16 protein-coding genes and 1 riboswitch are annotated in these 16704 nt (G+C 74.2%); of the genes, 8 read left to right on the top strand and 8 right to left on the bottom strand.

Annotated features, from left to right (window positions below; translation table 11 throughout):
• Nucleotides 1–4: 4 nt before the first annotated feature.
• A complete protein-coding gene (locus tag ACFVXH_RS02185) occupies nucleotides 5–1213 on the bottom strand; it encodes an NAD(P)/FAD-dependent oxidoreductase (protein ID WP_387819653.1) in 1209 nt (402 codons plus the stop codon).
• A gap of 83 nt (nucleotides 1214–1296) precedes the next feature.
• Nucleotides 1297–1409: riboswitch (TPP riboswitch) on the top strand.
• Nucleotides 1410–1412: 3 nt separating this feature from the next.
• Between ACFVXH_RS02185 and thiO the strand changes: the two genes are divergently transcribed.
• From thiO to pknB, 4 genes are all read left to right on the top strand, one after another.
• Nucleotides 1413–2588 (top strand): glycine oxidase ThiO, encoded by a 1176-nt coding sequence (thiO, locus tag ACFVXH_RS02190; RefSeq protein WP_387819888.1) that lies wholly within the window; start codon nucleotides 1413–1415, stop codon nucleotides 2586–2588.
• A complete protein-coding gene (thiS, locus tag ACFVXH_RS02195) occupies nucleotides 2585–2884 on the top strand; it encodes a sulfur carrier protein ThiS (protein ID WP_387819654.1) in 300 nt (99 codons plus the stop codon). The genes thiO and thiS overlap by 4 nt, the downstream gene beginning before the upstream one ends.
• 3 nt (nucleotides 2885–2887) lie before the next feature.
• Nucleotides 2888–3685, top strand: a complete 798-nt coding sequence (locus tag ACFVXH_RS02200) for a thiazole synthase (protein WP_049655375.1) — start codon at nucleotides 2888–2890, stop codon at nucleotides 3683–3685.
• An 84-nt stretch (nucleotides 3686–3769) separates the two neighbouring features.
• Entirely contained in the window at nucleotides 3770–5554 is a 1785-nt protein-coding gene (pknB, locus tag ACFVXH_RS02205) for a Stk1 family PASTA domain-containing Ser/Thr kinase (RefSeq protein WP_387819890.1), read from the top strand.
• Nucleotides 5555–5567: 13 nt separating this feature from the next.
• On the opposite strand, the gene ACFVXH_RS02210 is transcribed toward pknB, so the two are convergent.
• Entirely contained in the window at nucleotides 5568–6197 is a 630-nt protein-coding gene (locus tag ACFVXH_RS02210) for a molybdopterin-dependent oxidoreductase (protein WP_049655378.1), read from the bottom strand.
• 277 nt (nucleotides 6198–6474) lie between these two features.
• Here ACFVXH_RS02210 and bfr point away from each other — a divergent pair, with 277 nt between their 5' ends.
• On the top strand, nucleotides 6475–6954 hold the full coding sequence (gene bfr / locus ACFVXH_RS02215; RefSeq protein WP_049655380.1) for a bacterioferritin: 480 nt from the start codon (nucleotides 6475–6477) through the stop codon (nucleotides 6952–6954).
• Between the two features lie 31 nt (nucleotides 6955–6985).
• On the opposite strand, the gene ACFVXH_RS02220 is transcribed toward bfr, so the two are convergent.
• A complete protein-coding gene (locus tag ACFVXH_RS02220; protein WP_387819657.1) occupies nucleotides 6986–7297 on the bottom strand; it encodes a bacterioferritin-associated ferredoxin in 312 nt (103 codons plus the stop codon).
• A 160-nt stretch (nucleotides 7298–7457) separates the two neighbouring features.
• Complete coding sequence (locus ACFVXH_RS02225) at nucleotides 7458–8807, bottom strand: class II 3-deoxy-7-phosphoheptulonate synthase (protein WP_049655382.1); 1350 nt, start codon at nucleotides 8805–8807, stop codon at nucleotides 7458–7460.
• Nucleotides 8808–9109: 302 nt separating this feature from the next.
• Between ACFVXH_RS02225 and ACFVXH_RS02230 the strand changes: the two genes are divergently transcribed.
• Entirely contained in the window at nucleotides 9110–11047 is a 1938-nt protein-coding gene (locus ACFVXH_RS02230) for an anthranilate synthase family protein (protein ID WP_380743432.1), read from the top strand.
• 118 nt (nucleotides 11048–11165) lie between these two features.
• Here the strand turns inward: ACFVXH_RS02230 and ACFVXH_RS02235 are convergent, their stop codons facing one another.
• The 3 genes from ACFVXH_RS02235 to ACFVXH_RS02245 are packed head-to-tail and all read right to left on the bottom strand — an operon-like array spanning nucleotide 11166 to nucleotide 14009.
• Nucleotides 11166–11855, bottom strand: coding sequence for a response regulator (locus ACFVXH_RS02235; protein WP_387819659.1), 690 nt, complete (start codon nucleotides 11853–11855; stop codon nucleotides 11166–11168).
• Nucleotides 11852–13093, bottom strand: a complete 1242-nt coding sequence (gene macS, locus ACFVXH_RS02240; protein ID WP_387819661.1) for a MacS family sensor histidine kinase — start codon at nucleotides 13091–13093, stop codon at nucleotides 11852–11854. The genes ACFVXH_RS02235 and macS overlap by 4 nt, the downstream gene beginning before the upstream one ends.
• Before the next feature lie 58 nt (nucleotides 13094–13151).
• On the bottom strand, nucleotides 13152–14009 hold the full coding sequence (locus ACFVXH_RS02245) for a 1-acyl-sn-glycerol-3-phosphate acyltransferase (protein ID WP_074000901.1): 858 nt from the start codon (nucleotides 14007–14009) through the stop codon (nucleotides 13152–13154).
• A 200-nt stretch (nucleotides 14010–14209) separates the two neighbouring features.
• Here ACFVXH_RS02245 and ACFVXH_RS02250 point away from each other — a divergent pair, with 200 nt between their 5' ends.
• Both ACFVXH_RS02250 and ACFVXH_RS02255 read left to right on the top strand, forming a co-directional pair.
• Nucleotides 14210–15004: a carboxylesterase gene (locus ACFVXH_RS02250; protein ID WP_049659385.1), complete on the top strand. Its 795-nt coding sequence runs from the start codon at nucleotides 14210–14212 to the stop codon at nucleotides 15002–15004.
• Between the two features lie 10 nt (nucleotides 15005–15014).
• Nucleotides 15015–15773: a hypothetical protein gene (locus ACFVXH_RS02255; RefSeq protein ID WP_387819664.1), complete on the top strand. Its 759-nt coding sequence runs from the start codon at nucleotides 15015–15017 to the stop codon at nucleotides 15771–15773.
• On the opposite strand, the gene ACFVXH_RS02260 is transcribed toward ACFVXH_RS02255, so the two are convergent.
• Nucleotides 15770–16600, bottom strand: coding sequence for an endonuclease/exonuclease/phosphatase family protein (locus ACFVXH_RS02260; protein ID WP_387819666.1), 831 nt, complete (start codon nucleotides 16598–16600; stop codon nucleotides 15770–15772). The two genes, ACFVXH_RS02255 and ACFVXH_RS02260, sit on opposite strands and share 4 nt — an antisense overlap.
• Between the last annotated feature and the right edge of the window lie 104 nt (nucleotides 16601–16704).

Raw genomic sequence — 16704 nt, forward strand, 5'->3', positions numbered from 1 at the left:
GCGCCTACCCCGCGACGGCCGCCTTCAGCGGTACCGCGGGGTCGGCCGCCCGGGCCGGGTCCAGCGCGGTGCCGCGCTCGATCAGCCGCCGCCCCTGGGCCAGGTCGCGCGGCCGGTCGACGGTCAGCAGCGCGCTCGGCACGCCGTCGCGCAGCCAGAGCACCGACCAGTCGGCGCCCCGCGGGTCGCCGCGCCGGACCAGCTCGTCGCCCTCGGCGTGCCGGCCGGCGTACTGGACCATCCGCCCGAACTGCTCGGACCAGAAGTACGGCACCGGGTCGTAGGCCGGCGCGTCCGCGCCCAGGACGGCGGCGGCCACCGCCTCGCCGGACCGCAGCGCGTGGTCCCAGTGCTGGACGGCCAGCCGGGCGCCGGCCCGGGCCGAGGGGTAGCTGACGCAGTCGCCGGCCGCGAAGACGCCGGGCACCGAGGTGCGCAGCCGCCCGTCCACGACGACGGCGCCGGTCGCGTCCAGCTCGACCCCGGAGCCGGCCAGCCAGCCGGTCGCGGGGCGGGCCCCGATGCCGACCACCACCTCGTCGGCGGGCAGGTGCGAGCCGTCCGCCAGCAGCACCGCGCCGGGCTCGACGGCGGCCACGCCGACCCCGCAGCGCAGCTCGACCCCGGCCTCGGCGTACCAGGCGGCCATCGCCGAGCCGAGCTCCGTCGGCAGCGCGCCGGGCAGCGGCGCCGGGCCGGCCTCGACCACCGTCACCTCGCAGCCCGCCGCGCGGGCCGCGGTGGACACCTCGGCGCCGATCCAGCCCGCGCCGACCAGCACCAGCCGCAGCCCGGGGCGCAGCAGCGCGCGCAGCGCCAGGGCGTCGTCCAGGGTGTGCAGCAGGTGCGCCCGCTCGGCGCCGGGCAGGGCGCGCGGCACGGCGCCGGTGGCGATCACCAGCGAGCCGTACGGGAGGTCGCCGCCGTCGGTGTGCAGCACGCCAGGGGTGAGGCCGGTGGCGCGGCGGCCGGTGAGCAGCTCGATGCCGAGCTGCCCGTAGTCGATGTCCAGGGCGGTGGAGTCGGCCTTGCCGAGCAGCACGTCCTTGGAGAGCGGCGGCCGGTCGTACGGCGCGTGCGGCTCCTCGCCGACCAGCGTGATCCGCCCCTGCCGGCCGCCCTGCCGCAGCTTGAGGGCGCACTGCGCCCCGGCCAGCCCGGCTCCGACGACGACCACCCGATCCGTTCCGCTCAGCTCTGCCACGCCCGCCACTGTACTCAGCGCGACGCGGCGGCCTCCGGGCCGTCCGCCCCGCGTACGGGCCTTCGGCCGGGCCGACCCCCGGCGTTAAGGTGGGAGGACCACACGGGAGCCCGGCGGACCGGGCTGAGAGGCGGGCTGACACGGCCTGCGACCGTCCGAACCTGATCCGGGTCATACCGGCGAAGGGAGAAGAGCAGCCTTGTCACGCTTGCCATCGGGCACCCATGCCGACGTGCTGGTGATCGGCGGGGGCGTCATCGGCCTCGCCGTCGCCTGGCGCACCGCGCGGCGCGGGGCGCGGAACGTGATCGTGGTCGACCCCGCCCACGGCGGCGGGGCCGCCGGGGTCGCGGCCGGGATGCTCGCCCCGGTCACCGAGCTGCAGTACGGCGAGGAGCCGCTGCTGCGCCTCGGGATGGCCTCGAACGAGCGGTACGAGACCTTCGCCGCCGAGCTCTCCGAGGCGAGCGGCGGCCTGGACACCGGCTACCGCCGCTGCGGCACGATCGCCGTCGCGCTGGACTCCGACGACCGCGAGGAACTGCGCGAGCTGTACGCCTTCCACCAGCGGCTGGGCCTGGACTCGACCTGGCTGACCGGCCGGGAGGCCCGCAGGCTGGAGCCGATGCTGGCCCCCGCCGTCCGCGGCGCCCTGCACGCCGCGGACGACCACCAGGTGGACCCCCGGCGCCTGCTCACCGCCCTGGTCGCCGCCTGCGGGCGCGCGGGCGTCCTGCTGCACCGCGCCGAGGCCGTCGAGCTGCTGGTCGAGGACGGCCGCGCGACCGGCGCCCGGCTGAGCACCGACGAGACGGTGACCGCCGACCAGGTCGTGCTCGCCGCCGGCCCGCACAGCCACCGGCTGCCCGGTCTGCCCGAGGGGGTGCTGCCCGCGATCCGCCCGGTGAAGGGGCAGGTGCTGCGGCTGCACGTGCCGGAGGCCTACCGGCCGTTCCTCTCCCGCAACGTCCGCGCCGTGGTCCGCGGCCGGCACCTGTACCTGGTCCCCCGGGAGAACGGCGAACTGGTCGTCGGCGCGACCACCGAGGAGCAGGGCTACGACACCACCGTCACCGCCGGCGGGGTGTACGAACTCCTGCGGGACGCCCACGAGTTGGTCCCGGGGATCACCGAACTCCCGCTGCGCGAGACCTCGGCCGGGCTGCGCCCCGGCTCGCCGGACAACGCCCCGCTGCTGGGCCCGACCCCGCTGCCCGGGCTGGTCGCCTCCACCGGCCACTACCGCAACGGCGTGCTGCTCACCCCGGTGACCGCCGACCTGGTCTCCGAGTACCTGGTCACCGGTGAAGTCCCCGAGCTCGCAAGGCCGTTCACCCCCGCCCGGTTCTCCTCCGAATCCCCCGTCGCGAAGGCCTCCGCATGACCGAGATCGCCCTGACCGAGAACGCCCCGCACGAGCACGCCCCAGACGAGAACGCCGTGCACGAGGACGCCCCGAACCCGGTCGCCCCGGCCGAGATCGCCCTGACCGTCAACGGCGAGCCCCGCCGGGTGCCCGCCACGACCACCCTCGCCGAGCTGGTGGCCTCCGTCAGCGCCGCCAACACCGGTGTCGCCGCCGCGCTCAACGAGGCCGTGGTGCCGCGCGGTTCGTGGCCCGGGACGGCACTGGGCACCGGCGACCGGATCGAGATCCTCACCGCCGTCCAGGGAGGCTGAACCATGGCCGACGATCTGCTGACCATCGCCGGGACGGCCTTCTCCTCCCGGCTGATCATGGGCACCGGCGGCGCCCCCAGCCTGGAGGTCCTGGAGCGCGCGCTGCTCGCCTCCGGCACCGAGCTGACCACCGTCGCGATGCGCCGGGTCGACGCCACCACCCAGGGCTCCGTCCTGGACGTGCTGACCCGCAACGGCATCCGGGTGCTGCCCAACACGGCCGGCTGCTTCACCGCCGGCGAGGCCGTGCTGACCGCCCGGCTGGCCCGCGAGGCGCTCGGCACCGACTGGGTCAAGCTGGAGGTGATCGCCGACGAGCGCACCCTGCTGCCCGACCCGATCGAGCTGCTGGACGCCGCCGAGACGCTGGTCGACGACGGCTTCACCGTCCTGCCGTACACCAACGACGACCCGGTGCTGGCCCGCAAGCTGGAGGACGTCGGCTGTGCGGCCATCATGCCGCTGGGCTCGCCGATCGGTTCGGGCCTGGGCATCCGCAACCCGCACAACTTCCAGCTGATCGTGGAGGGCGCGGGCGTCCCGGTGATCCTGGACGCGGGCGCCGGCACCGCCTCCGACGTGGCGCTGGCGATGGAGCTGGGCTGCGCCGCGGTGATGCTCGCCTCCGCGGTGACCAGGGCTCAGGACCCGGTGCTGATGGCCGAGGCGATGCGGCACGCCGCCGAGGCGGGCCGGCTCGCCCACCGGGCCGGCCGGATCCCGCGCCGCTTCCACGCCGAGGCCTCCTCCGCGATGGCCGGCCGGGCCGACCTGGACACCCGCGAGCACCCGGCGTTCTGAACCGTCGCGCATGTCACAAGCCGGTCCCGGAGGCGGTGTCCGCCGGGACCGGGCGGTCCCGCACCCTAGACTCTCCGAGTGGACATGGCACTGCACGACCCCCTGATCGGCGCCCTGCTCGACAACCGGTACCGGGTCGAGCAGCGGATCGCGACCGGCGGGATGTCCACCGTCTACCGGGGCACCGACACCCGGCTGGACCGGGTGGTCGCGCTCAAGGTGATGCACCCCTCGCTGGCCGGTGACGAGGGCTTCACCGCCCGCTTCATCCGCGAGGCCAAGGCGGTCGCCAGGCTCACCCACCCCAACGTGGTCAACGTCTTCGACCAGGGCGCGGACGGCGGCCACGTCTTCCTCGCCATGGAGTACGTGCCCGGCCGCACCCTGCGCGACCTGCTGCGCGACCGCGGCGCGCTGTCCGTCCGGGCCGCGCTGGACGTGCTGGAGCCGGTGCTCGCCGCGCTCGGCGCCGCCCACCGGGCCGGGCTGGTCCACCGCGACGTCAAGCCCGAGAACGTGCTGATCACCGAGGGCGGCCTGGTCAAGGTCGCCGACTTCGGCCTGGTCCGGGTGCTCGGCAGCGCCGACGGCGCGCCCACCTCGACCACCACCGCGACCGGCGGCACGGTCATGGGCACCGTCTCCTACCTGGCCCCCGAGCAGATCCTCCCGGACGCCCCCACCGACCAGCGGGTGGACGTCTACGCGTCCGGCATCCTGCTGTACGAGATGCTCACCGGCCGCCGCCCGCACACCGGCGACAACCCCGTCCAGGTCATGTACAAGCACCTGCACGAGGACGTCCCGGCCCCCTCGCGGGTCGCCCCCGCCGTCGGCCCCGAGCTGGACGCGATAGTGGCCGCCGCCTGCGCCCGGTCCGCCGGTGCCCGCCCGTACGACGCGGTCGAGCTGCTCGCCGCCCTCCAGCGGGTGCGCCGCACCCTCGCCCCGGCCGCGCTGGACGCCGAGCCGCCGGCCTCCACCCGCCCCAGCCCGCGCTACCCGACCAGCGAGCCGACCTCGGTGATCCAGCCGCTGCCGCGGCCCGCCGAGGCCCCGCCGACGGAGCGCACCAGCGTGCTGGACATGCCGCCGGAGCTGATGGACGAGCTGCTCGCCGAGCCGCGCCCGTACGACGAGCCGACCCCGGTGCACCGGCGCCGGCCCCGGCCGGGCCCGCTGCGCCGCCTCCCCCGCCGGACGCTGGTCTGGACGGCCGCGCTGGCCGCGCTGGTGCTGGCGATCGGCGGCGTCACCTACGGGATCTCCGAGGGGCTGTACGGCTCGGTGCCGGGTGTGCTCGGCAAGGACCGGGCGGAGGCGCAGCGGGTCCTGGACAAGGAGGGCCTGCACGGCAGGTTCGTCGAGGTGTTCAGCGAGTCCGTCCCGTCCGGGCAGGTGATCTCCACCGACCCCGGGGTGGGCGCGCGCACCCGCAAGAGCGACAGCGTCACCGTCACCCTCTCCAAGGGCCCCAAGCGGATCGCGGTGCCGGACCTCACCGGGAAGAGCGCCGCCGACGCCGCCGCGGCCCTGACCGGCGCCCAGCTGACCAGGGGCGGCGTGACCGAGACCTACGACGACACGGTGCCCGAGGGCTCGGTGATCAGCAGCTCGCCGGCGGCCGGGCAGCTGCTGCAGGAGAACAGCGCGGTGTCGCTGGTGGTCAGCAAGGGCATGGTGCCGGTCCCGAACGTCACCGGGATGGGCAAGGACGAGGCGCAGAAGGCGCTCCAGGCCGCGGGCTTCACCATGCAGACCAGCGGCTGGGACGTGTTCGGCGCGGTCACCTCCTCCGGCCAGAGCCCGGCGGCGGGCGAGCGGCGCCCGCAGCGCAGCGTGGTGACCGTCAAGTTCTCGCTGTTCTAGGCCCCGGGCGGGCTCAGCGCAGCGGCCCGTCGCCGGGCTCCTCCTGGTAGGAGTAGCGCTGCTCGCCCCAGGGGTCGGCGAGGTTGTGGTAGCCGCGCTCCTCCCAGAAGCCGCGCCGGTCGGCCCGCATGTACTCGACCGCGCGCACCCACTTGGGGCCCTTCCAGGCGTACAGCCGCGGCACCACCAGCCGGACCGGGAAGCCGTGTTCGGCGGTGAGCGCCTCGCCGTTGCGGTGGGTGGCGAGCAGCGTGCGCGGGTCGGCGAAGTCGGCCAGGCGCAGGTTGGCGCTGTAGCCGTACTCGGCCCAGACCATGACGTGGGTGACGCCCGGCGCCGGGGGCACCAGGTCGAGCACGGCGGCGGCCGACACGCCCGTCCACTCGTTGCCGAGCACCGAGAACTTGGTCACGCAGTGCAGGTCCCCGACGACGGTGCTGCGCGGCAGGGCGCTGAAGGCCTCGAAGTCCCAGCTGTGCTTCTCCGCCGAGGCGGTGGCGCCGAACACCTGGAGGTCCCAGGTCAGCGGCTTGAAGCGGGGCACCGGCCCGTAGTGCAGGGCGGGCCAGCCGCGCTGCGCGCGCTGTCCCGGGGGGAGCCTCGGGTCAGACGGCGGAAGCGGTTCGTGTTTCGACTGACCCATGGATCCATGGTGACAGACGGCGGACGAGCCTCGGCGCGCGCCCCTTTGCGCGGATCCGCGCCCCTGCCCGTACGGCCCAGCGGTCGGCCGCCCACCAGCACGTTTCACCATGAATCGGATATTCCGACACATGTCCTAGTGAGTGTGAACTTACTGGAATTTCCTCCCAAAGCGGTGCCAGGATGCGCAGCGCAGGACTCAGCACCGGACCCACCGCAGGACTTCACGCAGGACTCAGCGCAGGACACACGGCAGCACGAGTGCAGGAGGCATCACCATGCAGGGCGATCCCGAGGTCATCGAGTTCCTCAACGAGCAGCTCACCGCCGAGCTGACCGCGATCAACCAGTACTTCCTGCACGCCAAGATGCAGGAGAACTTCGGCTGGACGAAGCTCGCCAAGTACACCCGGCACGAGTCCTTCGACGAGATGAAGCACGCCGAGACGCTCACCGACCGGATCCTGTTCCTGGAGGGGCTGCCCAACTACCAGCGGCTGTTCCACGTCCGGATCGGCCAGACGGTCAAGGAGATGTTCGAGGCGGACCGCCAGATCGAGGTCGAGGCGATCGACCGGCTCAAGCGCGGGATCGTGGTGATGCGGGCCAAGAACGACGTCACCTCGGCGAACATCTTCGAGGACATCCTGGCCGACGAGGAGCACCACATCGACTACCTCGACACCCAGCTGGAGCTGCTGGAGAAGCTCGGCGAGGCGCTCTACCTCGCCACGGTGATCGAGCAGCCGGAGTCCTGAGGACGCGGCCCGCTCTGGCCACCCGGCCCGGTCAGGCCGCCCGGTTCGCCCGGGTCACCCGCAGCGGGACCACCGGGGCGGCCTCCGGGGCGGCCTCCGGGGCCGGAGCCGACGGCGCCGCCGGGTCCTCCGGGTCCGCGAGGCCGAGCTTCGCGGCCAGCCGGGCGGTCGGGCAGGGGCGGGCGCCGTGCTCGCCGAGCAGCGCCTGGATGCGCCGCACGCAGGACCCGCAGTCGGTGCCGGCCCGGCAGCCCTTCGCTATCTGGCGCGGGGTGTTGGCACCGCCGTCGATCGCCTTCTTCACCTGGTCCTCGGTGACCGCATGGCACATGCACACGTACATCGCGGTCTCTCCCGGGAGTGAAGCGGAGTGGATCTTGACTAAGGTCAGCCTTAGTTCACTGAGGCTTACCTTACCCGGCGAAACGGGTACGAAAAAGCCCCTCCGGGCTCGGGGACACCGAATCCGGAGGGGCCTTCGTCACATCGGACGGGCACCGGGCCTACTGGCCGCGGTACATCTCCGCCACCAGGAACGCCAGGTCCAACGACTGGCTGCGGTTGAGCCGCGGGTCGCAGGCCGTCTCGTAGCGCTGGTGCAGGTCGTCCACCAGGACCTCGTCGCCGCCGCCGACGCACTCGGTGACGTCGTCGCCGGTCAGCTCCACGTGGATGCCGCCCGGGTGGGTGCCGAGCGCGCGGTGCACCTCGAAGAAGCCCTTGACCTCGTCCAGGACGTCGTCGAAGCGGCGGGTCTTGTGCCCGCTGGAGGCCTCGAAGGTGTTGCCGTGCATCGGGTCGCAGATCCACACCGGCCGGGCGCCGGAGGCGGTGACCTTCTCCACCAGGGTGGGCAGGTGCTCGCGGATCTTGCCCGCGCCCATCCGGGTGATGAAGGTCAGGCGGCCGGGCTCGCGCTCCGGGTCCAGCTTCTCGATCAGGGCGAGCGCGTCGTCGACCGAGGTGGTCGGGCCGAGCTTGACGCCGATCGGGTTGCGGATCTTCGAGGCGAACTCGATGTGCGCGTGGTCCAGCTGCCGGGTGCGCTCGCCGATCCACACCATGTGGCCGGAGACGTCGTACAGCTCGCCGGTGCGCGAGTCCACGCGGGTCAGCGCGGTCTCGTAGTCCAGGACCAGCGCCTCGTGCGAGGAGAAGAACTCGACCGCCTTGAACTCCTCCGGCACCACGCCGCAGGCGCTCATGAACGCCAGGGCGTTGTCGATCTCCCGGGCGAGCTGCTCGTAGCGCTGGCCGGCCGGCGAGTTGCGGACGAAGTCCTGGTTCCAGGCGTGCACCTGGCGCAGGTCCGCGTAGCCACCGGTGGTGAAGGCGCGCACCAGGTTGAGCGTCGCGGCGGACGCGTTGTACATCCGCTTCAGGCGCTCGGGGTTCGGGATGCGGGACTCGGGGGTGAACTCGAAGCCGTTCACCGAGTCGCCCCGGTAGACCGGCAGGGTCACGCCGTCGCGGGTCTCGGTCGACTTGGAGCGCGGCTTGGAGTACTGGCCGGCGATGCGGCCGACCTTCACCACCGGCACCGAGGCCGCGTACGTCAGTACGGCGGCCATCTGGAGCAGCGTCTTCAGCTTGTTGCGGATGTGCTCCGCCGAAACGCCGTCGAAGGCCTCGGCACAGTCACCGCCCTGGAGGAGGAAGGCCTCCCCGCGCGCCACGGCTCCGAGCCGGGCGCGCAGCTGGTCGCACTCGCCGGCGAAGACGAGCGGCGGATAGGACGCGAGCTCGGCAAGGGTCTTGCGCAGAGCCTCTTGGTCCGGCCATTCAGGCTGCTGCGCCGCGGGCAGGGACTGCCAGGAGTGGGCAGCCCTCGATGTCTCAGTCGTAGCGGTCACACCGCCAAGGCTACGGGGTGGCAGGAGTGACTCGTGCCCATTGCCCGAGGAATGAGACACATCTCGGACAAAGACGTGATGCCCCTCACCCGCCCCGACGCATCCGCTAGTCTCGAACCATGCACGCGCCCCACAGCCACTCCTGGTGGTGGGCCTCCCCCCAGGGTGGCCCACAACTGGCGCGTTCCTAGACGAACACGACGGCCGCCCCTCGGGGCGGCCGTCGGCGTCTGAGCAGACGGCCCTCCGGGAGCGGACCTTGCACCGCCTCTCACCAGTCCACCCGGAAGGAAGCCGTTCCCGTGACCACCGCTGTCGACCTGCTCGCCCGTCTCACCGGCCCCGATGCCCCCGCGTTCGCCCTGCTGCACCGCCGCACGCCCCGGCTCAGCCCGGACACCGTCGAGGTGCTGCTGGGCACCGTCGACAGCTACGAGCACCTCGCCGACCTGCCCGTACGCAGCGGCCCACCGGCCGGCGGCGGCCCGGTGCACGACCTGCTCGCGCTCGTCCCGTACCGCCAGATCCGCGAGCGCGGCTTCGAGGCGCACGACGACGAGACCCCGCTCCAGGCCCTCTCGGTGACCGAGCAGCACGCCCTGCCGTTGGCCGAATTCACCTACGCCCTACCGAAGTTGCCGGTCTCACTTGCCGGTGGCGGGTTCGATGTGGACGACGACGCGTACGCCGCGATCGTCCGCCGGGTGATCCAGGACGAGATCGGGAACGGCGAGGGCGCCAACTTCGTCATCCGGCGCGACTTCCACGCGACGATGGAGGACTTCTCCCCCGAGCTCGCGCTGACGCTCTTCCGGCGGCTGCTGGAGCAGGAGCGCGGCGCGTACTGGACCTTCCTGGTGCACACCGGCGACCGGGTCCTGGTCGGCGCCTCCCCCGAGGTGCACGTCCGGCAGAGCGGCGGCACCGTCGTGATGAACCCGATCTCCGGCACCTACCGCTACCCGGCCGGCGGCTCCGACCTCGACTCGCTGCTCCAGTTCCTGCACGACCCCAAGGAGTTGGAGGAGCTCACCATGGTCGTGGACGAGGAGCTCAAGATGATGTGCACGGTCGGCGACCTCGGCGGCCAGGTGCTCGGGCCCCGGCTCAAGGAGATGGCCCACCTCGCCCACACCGAGTACGAGCTGCGCGGGCGCACCTCGCTGGACGTCCGCGACGTGCTCCGCGAGACGATGTTCGCGGCCACCGTCACGGGCAGCCCGGTCGAGAACGCCACCCGGGTGATCAAGCGCTACGAGCCCACCGGACGCGGCTACTACTCCGGCGCGCTCGCCCTGATCGGCCGCGCCGCCAGCGGCGGGCAGCTGCTGGACTCGCCGATCTGCATCCGCACCGCCGACATCGACCCGGCCACCGGCCGACTGGTCGTCCGGGTCGGCGCCACCCTGGTGCGCCACTCCGTCCCGGAGTCCGAGGTCGCCGAGACCCACGCCAAGGCCGCCGGGGTGCTCACCGCGATCGGCGCCCGGCCCGCGCCCACCCGGCTGCCCCACCCGACCGGGCCCCGGCTCGCCGACGACCACCGGGTGCAGGCCGCCCTGGACTCCCGCCGGGCCGACCTCGCGCCGTTCTGGCTGCGGATGCAGCAGCCGGCCGAGATCACCGAGGCCGAGCCGACCCTGGTCGTGGACGGCGAGGACACCTTCACCTCGATGCTCTCCCACCTGCTCGGCTCGCTCGGCCACCGGGTGACGGTGGCCCGCTACGACGAGCCGGGGCTGCGCGAGCGGGTCGCGGCGCACCGGGGCGCGCTGGTGCTCGGCCCCGGCCCGGGCGACCCGGCGCTCGCCGACGACCCCAAGATGGTGCTGCTGCGGCCGATCGTCGCGGACGCGCTGGCCGCCGTCCGCTCCGGCGCCCGCACCTCGCCGCTGCTCGCGGTCTGCCTGAGCCACCAGCTGCTGGCCGCCGAACTCGGGCTCCCGCTGGGCCGCAAGGCCGTCCCGTACCAGGGGGCGCAGGAGCGCATCGACCTGTTCGGCGCCAAGCGCACGGTCGGCTTCTACAACACCTTCACCGCGCGCTGCTCGGAGGCCGACGCGGCGCGGCTCCTCGGCGAGGGCGTCGAGGTCTCCCGGGACGCCGCCACCGGCGACGTGCACGCGCTGCGCGGGCACGGCTTCGCGGGGCTCCAGTTCCACCCGGAGTCGGTGCTCACCCGTGACGGGGTCGGCATCGTGGCGGGCCTGCTGCGCGAGGCGACGGCCGCGCTGCGCTGAGCCGGCGGCGCGGCCCCGGGCGGATGTGCCCCGCCCGGGGCCGCGCCGTCGAACCGGGCCGCGCCGTCGCACCGGGCACCGCCGTCCGACGGGGCGGCGGCGCGGGGCCGGGCGGCGCTCAGATCTCGTCGTCCAGGCCCTGCTCGATGGCGTACCGGACCAGCTCCACCCGGTTGTGCAACTGCAGCTTCCCGAGCGTGTTCTGCACGTGGTTCTGCACCGTCCGGTGCGACAGCACCAGCCGGTCGGCTATCTGCCGGTACGACAGCCCCTTGGCCACCAGCCGCAGCACCTCCGTCTCCCGGGCGGTCAGCTGCGGGGCGGCCGAGGCCGGGGCCGGCTCGGCGGCCAGCCGGCGGAACTCGCCGAGCACCAGGCCGGCCAGGCCCGGGGTGAACACCGCGTCGCCGACGGCCGTGCGGCGCACCGCGTCCAGCAGCTCCTCCCGCCCGGCCGACTTCACCAGGTAGCCGGTCGCGCCGGACTTCACCGCCTCCAGCACGTCCTGGTGCTCGCCGCTGGCCGACAGCACCAGCACCCGGACCGCCGGGTCGTGCGCGACCACCTGGCGGCACACCTCCGCGCCGGACAGGCTGGGCAGGTTGAGGTCCAGCACGACCACCTGCGGCGTGCAGGCACGGGCCCGGCGCACGGCCTCCTCGCCGTCGCCCGCGGTGGCCACCACGTCCAGTCCGGCCTCGGCGAGGTCGCGCGAGACGGCGTCCCGCCACATCGGGTGGTCGTCCACCACCATCACCCGCACCGGCCGGTCGGCGGTCGGCTGGTCGGTCATCGGCTGGTCGGTCATGGAGTGGCCTTCCTCGGGACGCGCAGTTCGACCTCGACGCCCTCCCCGGGCGCCGAGTACAGCTCGGCCGTGCCGCCGAGGTCCAGCAGCCGGCCGCGGATGGACTGGGAGACGCCGAGCCGGCCGGCCTGCTCCGCCTCGCCGAGCCGGCCGGGGGCGAAGCCGGGGCCGTCGTCGCGGATGCTGACCGTGACGGCCTCCGGCTCGTCCTCGACCAGGATCCAGGCCCGGGCCCGCTCCCCCGCGTGCTTGCGCACGTTGTCGACGGCGGCGCCGACCGCCGCCGCGAGCTCGCCCGCCGCCGCACCGGGCAGCGGCACCGGGGTGCCGGGGGCGGAGAGCGTGATCCGCTCGTCCGCGTACGGGCGCAGCAGCGCGGTGAGGTCGCGCGGGGCGTCCGGGTCCGGCGGCTCGGCGGCGTCGGACCGCGGCGCGCGCTGCTCCGGCAGCGGACCGCCCGTCATCAGGGCCCGCAGCGCGCGCTCCTGTTCACCGGCCAGCCGGCCGAGCTCGGCGAAGTCCGTACCGGAGCCCGTCCCGCCGCCCGGCTCCGTACCGCTCAGCTCCGCGCCGCGCCGCTGGACCAGGGCGAGCACCTGGAGCACGCCGTCGTGGATGTCCCGGGAGAGCCGCTCGCGCTCCCGGGTGGCCGCCTCGACCTGGAGCGCCCGGGTGAGGGTGGCCTCGCTGGCCCGGGCCAGCTCGATCACGTAGCCGATCGCGCAGCCGGCCACCATCAGCAGCACGATGTTGTGGATGTTGTCGCCGGTCGGCCCGCCGTGGCCGAGGATGTTGGCGACGCCGATCACCGAGCCCGAGGCCGCCGCCGGGCGCCAGCCGCCCTTCGCGGCGAAGCCCAGCACCGTGCCGGCCGCCCAGATGGTCGGCAGGGTGGGCGCGCCGTGGCTGATCCGGGCCGGGGAGTCGGTCATGCCGCTCATCACGATGCCGGTGACGGCGAGGGCGAGGTCGGTGCCCAGGACGAACCGGGTGCAGCGCTGCGGGTTGGCGAAGGCCCGGGTGCTGGCCAGGGTCCACAGGGTCAGCGCGCCGAGGAAGATCCAGCCGGCCACCGGGTGCAGGAAGTGCAGGTACGAGTTGAAGTACCGCAGCAGCGCGTAGCACAGGGCCAGCACCCGGAAGTAGGAGATCGCCTTCCAGAGCGGGAGTTCGACGGACATGCCGCCGGCCGCCACCGTGCCGCCGACCGCGCCGGCTCTGCCGCCGTCGTCCGTCATCCGCCCCGCCCCTCCCCGGGCCTGTCCGGGCGGCCGCTCGGAGCGGCCGCCCGGACGCCTACTCCGGCTTCTCCGGCTTCTCCGCGGTGCCCGCCCCGGCGGACTTCTCGGCCTCGGCCGCCTTCTCCGCCTCGGCGGCCCGCTCGGCCTTCTCCGCCTTCTCGGCCTCGGCCGCCTCCGCCTTCTCCGCCTTGGCGGCGGCCCGGCGCTCGGCGTCGGCCTTCTTCTTGTCCTCGGCGATCTGCCGCTTGGCGGCGGTCGCGTAGATGTCCACGTACTCCTGGCCGGAGAGCCGCATGATCTCGTACATCACCTCGTCCGTCACCGAACGGAGGATGAAGCGGTCGTTCTCCATGCCGTGGTAGCGGGAGAAGTCCAGCGGGCGGCCGATCCGGATGCCGGGGCGGATGCCGAAGTTGGGGACCACCTGGCCGGGCGGCTGCACCTTCTCGGTGTCGATCATGGCGACCGGGATCACCGGGGCGCCGGTGGCCAGCGCGACGCGGGCCAGGCCGCCGACCTTGCCGCGGTACAGCTTGCCGTCGGGCGAACGGGTGCCCTCGGGGTAGACGCCGAACAGCTCGCCCTCCTCCAGCACCGCGATGGCGCTGCGGATCGCGGCCTCGCCGGCGCCGCGCACGCCCGAGCGGTCCACCGGCAGCTGGCCGACGCCCTTGAAGAACGCGGCGGTCAGCCGGCCCTTGAGGCCCGGGGTGTTGAAGTACTCGGCCTTCGCGATGAAGGTGACCCGGCGCTTGATCAGCGCGGGGAAGAAGAACGAGTCCGAGAAGGACAGGTGGTTGCTCGCGATGATCGCCGCACCCTCGGTGGGGATGTTCTCCTCGCCCTCGATCCAGGGCCGGAAGAAGATCCGAAGCAGTGGCGCGACGATCATCTTCATCAGTCGGTAGAACAACCCGGGCCTCCTGTTATGCGGACCGGTCGATCCTAATGCCCCGCGGCCGCCCGCTGTGCCCGGCCCCGCCGAAGCGGCCGTACCCGGCCTGCTCGTAGGGGGTGTACGACCCGGCGCGGAGCGTGGGACGATGCGAATTCGCAGCACCTCCCCTCCAGCGTCCCCTCCCCCAGCGCCACCCGCCCGCGAAGGAGTCCGCCATGCCGTTGCTGCCCGGTGCCGAGCCGTACCGCCACCGCGGCGGACCGGTGGGGGTGCTGCTCTGCCACGGCTTCACCGGCTCGCCGCAGTCGCTACGGCCGTGGGCCGACGAGCTGGCGGCGGCCGGTCACACCGTGTCGCTGCCGCTGCTGCCCGGGCACGGCACCCGCTGGCAGGACATGCAGCTCACCCGCTGGGAGGACTGGTACGCCGAGGTCGAGCGGGAGCTGCTGGCGCTCGCCGAGGAGTGCGAGCAGGTCTTCGTCTGCGCGCTGTCGATGGGCGGCGCGCTGGCGCTGCGGCTCGCGGCGCTGCACGGGCCGACGGTCTCCGGCCTGGTGCTGGTCAACCCGTCGGTGCGCTCGGACACCCCCGCGAGCGCGCTGCTGCCGGTGCTGCGCCACCTGGTCCCCAGCCTGCCCGGGGTCGCCGATGACATCGCCCGGGCCGGCGTGACCGAGGTCGGCTACGACCGCACCCCGCTGCACGCCGCCTGGTCGCTGAGCCTGCTGTGGCGGGAGGTCCAGCGGCTGCTGCCGGAGGTGACCCAGCCGGTGCTGCTCTTCCACAGCCCGCAGGACCACGTCGTCTCGCCGGCCAACTCGGAACTGGTGCTGGCCCGGATATCCTCGACGGACGTGACGGAGCGGCTGTGCCAGCGCAGCTTCCACGTCGCGACGCTGGACCACGACGCGGCGGAAATATTCGCGGCCGGCCAGGACTTCATCCGACGGCTGGCTCCCGCGCACGCGGCGGGCGTCACCCGGGTCGAATCCGACGATCACCATGGCTGAAGGGCCGGAAGTGCACGAGAGCAGCACGGCGGGCGGCGGGGACGAGACTCCCCGCGAGGACGGCGCGACCAAGGACGGCGGGACGAACGCGGCCGCCCCGGGCGGTGCGCCGACGGACCGTACCGGCCCGGACGGCACCGCGACGCCCCCGCCCGTCAAGGACGTCGCCGGGGGCTCCGCCGGGAACACCGCCGAGGGCGCCCCGGGGGAGGCCGCCGAACGCCGTCCGCGCCGTGCGCCCGAGCGCAGCCAGGCCGAGCAGGACGCGATCTTCGCCGCCCTGGTGGCCCAGTTCGACGACCCGGTCGACCTCAACAACCCGAACTGGCCCGAGGTCGAGAACCTCCGGGCGCAGAACGAGCTCAAGGGCGGCCACAAGGAGGGCGGCCCCGGCGGTCGCGGCGACCAGGACGACCTCTCCGACCTCGCCCCCCAGCCCCGCCCCCGCTCCGGCCGGCCGGTGATGCCGGCGGGCGGCGCGGGCCCGCGCGACTTCGAGCTGGCCGAGGAGACCGACGAGGGCCACTTCGTCCCGCCGGAGCCCCCGCCGCTGCCGCCCGCCGACGTGACCGCCAAGTTCGCCTGGCTGGCGGTGCTCGGCGGCCCGGCGCTGCTGCTGGTCGACGCGGTGGTCTGGCGGGAGATCTCCGGCTGGCCCGCCTGGGTCGGGATCACCGCCTTCCTCGGCGGCTTCGTCACCCTGGTCGCGAGGATGAAGGACCGCGACGAGGACGAGCCGGAGGACCCGGACCACGGCGCCGTCGTCTAACCGTCCGTCCGGCCGCCCGTCGCGCTGTCCGGTCGGCCGGCCGGCAGTTCGAGGACGGCGAGCACCGGCAGGTGGTCGGTCGCGGCCCGCAGGTCGGCCTCGGTGACACCGGGCAGCCCGTGCGGCACCCCGCAGCCGAGGACGGTGATCCCGGGCGTGGCGAAGACGGCGTCGATCCGCTGGTAGGGGCGCTCCGGCACGGAGGTGAACTCGCCTCCCCAGGGCGCGGTCGGGTACCCGTCCTGGAGCCGGGAGGCCAGCAGCCGCCAGCCCGGCCCGTCCGGGTGCTCGTTGAAGTCCCCTGCCACGATGCCGAGTTCGGCGATCCCGAGCTGGTCGAGCAGCAGCTCGAACTGCCCGTACCGCTCCTCCTGGTCCAGGCTGAGGTGGCAGCTGGTGACGGTGAACGGCGCCGTGCCGGGCAGCCGCAGCAGCGCGCCGGCGAAGCCCCGGGCGTGCAGGCCGCGGGTCTTGGGCAGCAGCCGGTCGTGCACCCCCAGCAGCTCCACCGCGCCGGGCCGGCCGAGCAGCAGCGGACCCGCGGCGGTGCGGCCGCCGCCGGCCAGGACGGCCGTCCCGGTGCTCCGGGCCAGCCAGGCGGCCTGGCCCTCGGGCCGCCAGTAGCGCGGGGACTCCTGGACGCAGACCAGGTCGGGCTCGCAGGCCCGGATCACCCGGGCCAGCGCCCGCCGGTCGTCGCGCAGCGAGCGGATGTTGTAGCTGAGCAGGCGCAGCCGGCCCGGGCCGGGCGGCGGCAGCGGCTCGGCCCGTACGGCGGTCGCGGCGCCGGGCCCGGCCTCGGCGGCGGTCGTGGTCGCGGCGCTCATGGTCCTCCCCTGGGCGGTCACCGGATCGCTCCGACCGTACGCGGCCGGGCCGGGACGTGCGACGGCGGCGGTGCGTCCGGGAGCGGTCGGGGCCCGGTCGCACC

Origin of the sequence: Kitasatospora sp. NPDC058184 (assembly GCF_042883725.1) — a bacterium.
Lineage (GTDB): Bacteria > Actinomycetota > Actinomycetes > Streptomycetales > Streptomycetaceae > Kitasatospora.